The organism is Neochlamydia sp. AcF65 (genome assembly GCF_018342435.1).
Taxonomy (GTDB): Bacteria; Chlamydiota; Chlamydiia; order Chlamydiales; family Parachlamydiaceae; genus Neochlamydia.
Genome location: NZ_JAEMUE010000001.1, coordinates 1 through 3,107, shown reverse-complemented (window position 1 = coordinate 3,107; position 3,107 = coordinate 1). Strand labels below are relative to the sequence as shown.

Here is a 3,107-nt window from a genome sequence, read left to right as displayed (position 1 = left end):
GCCAATTTTAATGAGCGACAGGGCTTCAAGCTTCGCGGCTTTTAAATTGAGTTTCCTTTATTTTTATCACAAATGTCAGATTAAGTCCTATCTATTACAAATTAGATAAATCACTTGAAGGAATCACACCTTTAGAGTTTGATTTTTCCTCTCCAAGGAAAGGCGATAATGTTTATATTATCGGTCACCCTTATGGCCTTCCAGCTAAATTAGCTACCTCTGCAAAAGTTGAAAGTATAAAATCTTATTATTTTGAAACTAATTTATCCGCATTTGCAGGAAATTCAGGGTCTCCTGTGTTTAATAGGATTTCAAAAAAAGTTATTGGAATCTTATTTGCAGGTAACGGAGGTGAATATGGCGTATATTACAATTACGAAGGATTTGGAGAACACAAAGTTAAAGCCCTCCAAGCTTCCCCTCAGCAAATTAAAGCAGGGGGATATGAGAAATGCCAAAAGCTAAATGAAATTAAACTTCCCTCAGAAGTGAGAATAGCGCAATTGGCTCAAGCAGGTAGAGAAAAAAGGACAAAAAAATCTAATCAGCGAGCAATTGAAACAGAAGAATTTACAAGTGATCTAGATTATATGTGTAACAGAGATGCATATTTTGGGGTTTTCCTGTTAAATCTAATTCCATTTCACCCATTTTCTGAGATGAGTAAAAAGATGATAAAAAGTGCTGATAAAGAAGTGAAGATAAGAGTGGATAATATATGGAAAATAAAAAAAATTGAAAATGAGTTAGGTAATAAAGTAAACTTCTTAGAAGCATATTATCTTAATGCGTTCGAAAAAAATGGTAAATTTTCCCAAGAAAGCAAATCCCTTGAATATAAAATTAGTTGCGCCCGGAACTTAAGTGCATATTATTGCCTTCTTTATGCTCAAGAGGATGTTTTAAGTACTAAAGGTTCCTATGATAATCGATTTCAAGAAGTCATTCGCTTAATGGAGATTGAAGAGTCTTTTGAAAGCAAATTTTCTCCTAAAATAATTCTGCGCCTCGCCAAATATGAGATAGAGAAAAAAACTACTTTTTCCGAAAGCCAGCGAGAGCTTATATTAACTTACATGCATAAAAATTATAGAAAAGTTAAGGAAATGAGAATGGAAAAAGTTATTAGCAAGGCTTACTCTAAAAATAAAGAATGAATCCCCTCATTAAAATTTGCTAGAAGAGGATACAGGGGTAATAGCTAGCAGCCTTATTGAATTTCACTATGCAAATTAGTGAGTGTTAGATGGGGGGATTAGTATGCTTTCCTTTAATCCTCTTAGAATTAATGGCTTGGACTAACTCATGCAATAATGGCCTTTCTTACGCTATATTAATAAAAGGAATATATTAAGTGCGAAGAATGTTTGTGCCAATTTAAGTTAACCTAAATTAGAACTCATAAAAATTCGAGGTAGCGGATGAGTGTTAATATTAACGTAAATTTTAATAATGGGCGCTGTTTTTTCAATGGATTTAATAAGATAAATGATATTAATCCCAAGACCCATAGAGCAGGAGTGAATTATTATAGATTCGATATAATTGGATGTATTTTAGAAAAATTAGGCTTTGCTACTAAAATTAACTGTTTTGTCGATAAAAAGCCAACAGTAATTTTTATAAATACAAAAAGCTTTTTGAAATGGAGGGAGCGGCACTCCCAGGATGAATACATAACTTTTAAGGCCCCAGATTTAATAGAGGCAGTCCCTGAAATAATGGAAAAGTTTGAAAAAAGATCACAAAAAGTCTTAAATTTCGGAAATGATTTTGAGGGATCTATAAAATATATTATTAAGAGTTATAACATACTTTCATATGAAGAAGTTATTGCTAAGGCAGAAAAAGAGTTTCTTAATGATGTAGACAAGCAAAGTAAAATAAACCTTCTTAAAGAAACTCTTGACAGATCAGATTATAAGCATTCTTATGCCATGAAAGAAAGACCTGAGATTATAATTACTTTAGGAGTAGACCCTCTATTTTTAGAAAAATTTTTGGGGGCACTTCCTGGAATAAAGTTATGTGGGCTTAAATAAATCCTAATAATAAGTAGATACTATATCACTCCCAAGTGTGGCCTTAATGCTTTTTTGAGGTAACTACAAAATTTAACCTAGTCGGATGTTTTAATTGGTCTGCTAGTTTGTAGCTGAGCGATGTATAGGAAGTTCGGCTATAATCTTGCAGACCTCAACCTTTTAATATTTATCCCCAACCTCAAGTTAGCCTTGTCTATTAAATATATTTAAGCATGGTACAACTTAATTTAATCTCGGAAATCACAGTCCGAAATCTCTTTTAATATCTTTCCATTTAACGGTGCCATGCTTTTTAATATCTTCGTCTACACGTTATGCTACTTCGATATCACGCTCATCGTCTAGGGCCTCTAGCATTTCTAAATCTTCGATAGGCGCTATGGCGGCCAAATCTTTACCCTTATAAGTTAAAATATAGCGATAAGGAAAAAATGCTACATGATTGACGATTGCTTTTAGGTCAATCCAGGCTTGAGAAAAGGTTTTTCTAGTATTCATATTCTTACCTCTTAACGCTTATTAACAATGTTTCCATTTGTACAAATGTTAATCAATAGCGGAATTAAAACATGCGAGAAGCTAAAATGGCATATTATATTTCATCAAAGTAAAAAACAGAAGAGAATATAAAATGACTGCCTTTAAGCTAAGTAACTAATTACATTACTATTGAACAAAAAATATTCATTGTCAAATTCTGCACTTCACGTTTCAAATGCAAAATTTTTATCCATTTAAGATTCGCGGTTAAGAGATTTTTTAAAATGAATTCTTAGCAAATTGATGATAAAGAATTATTTTATCTTCCGATAGAGACTTGGTAACAAGTAATTAATTAAAAAAATTTATAGGGTAGTTGCAAATGATAAAGGGGAAATGTAACAAAAGCTCTGCCTTTTAGCAGGACTTAGGTTTAAATTTAGAATACTTCATTAAACCTTATCAAGGGAAGGAGCGTTATAACCCACATTCCGCAAGTTAATTTCCATTAGCATATAATTTCTGAAAAGGAGGGCCTAAAACCTGCAAAATATGCCTCATATTAGGAGTTAAATTAAGGAT

At 32.4% G+C, this 3,107-nt stretch carries 3 protein-coding genes and 1 pseudogene; 3 read left to right on the top strand and 1 reads right to left on the bottom strand.

Translation table 11 applies throughout. The features are described 5' to 3' along the window. Positions 1-59 precede the first annotated feature (59 nt). The 3 genes and pseudogenes from NEOC65_RS09755 to NEOC65_RS00010 all read left to right on the top strand — a co-directional run. A pseudogene (locus tag NEOC65_RS09755) lies at positions 60-320 on the top strand (S1 family peptidase); the annotation flags it as partial. Between the two features lie 168 nt (positions 321-488). Next, a complete protein-coding gene (locus NEOC65_RS09490) occupies positions 489-1,157 on the top strand; it encodes a hypothetical protein (protein WP_249298923.1) in 669 nt (222 codons plus the stop codon). A 264-nt stretch (positions 1,158-1,421) separates the two neighbouring features. Beyond that, positions 1,422-2,042, top strand: coding sequence for a hypothetical protein (locus NEOC65_RS00010; protein WP_213155310.1), 621 nt, complete (start codon positions 1,422-1,424; stop codon positions 2,040-2,042). A gap of 315 nt (positions 2,043-2,357) precedes the next feature. Here NEOC65_RS00010 and NEOC65_RS00005 read toward each other — a convergent pair whose 3' ends face one another. Further along, positions 2,358-2,543: a hypothetical protein gene (locus tag NEOC65_RS00005; RefSeq protein WP_213155309.1), complete on the bottom strand. Its 186-nt coding sequence runs from the start codon at positions 2,541-2,543 to the stop codon at positions 2,358-2,360. Between the last annotated feature and the right edge of the window lie 564 nt (positions 2,544-3,107).

Bases quoted from the DNA above. Each gene is read 5' to 3' on its own strand.
- NEOC65_RS00010 (WP_213155310.1), top strand. From the start codon at position 1,422: ATGAGTGTTAATATTAACGTAAATTTTAATAATGGGCGCTGTTTTTTC.
- NEOC65_RS00005 (WP_213155309.1), bottom strand. From the start codon at position 2,543: ATGAATACTAGAAAAACCTTTTCTCAAGCCTGGATTGACCTAAAAGCA.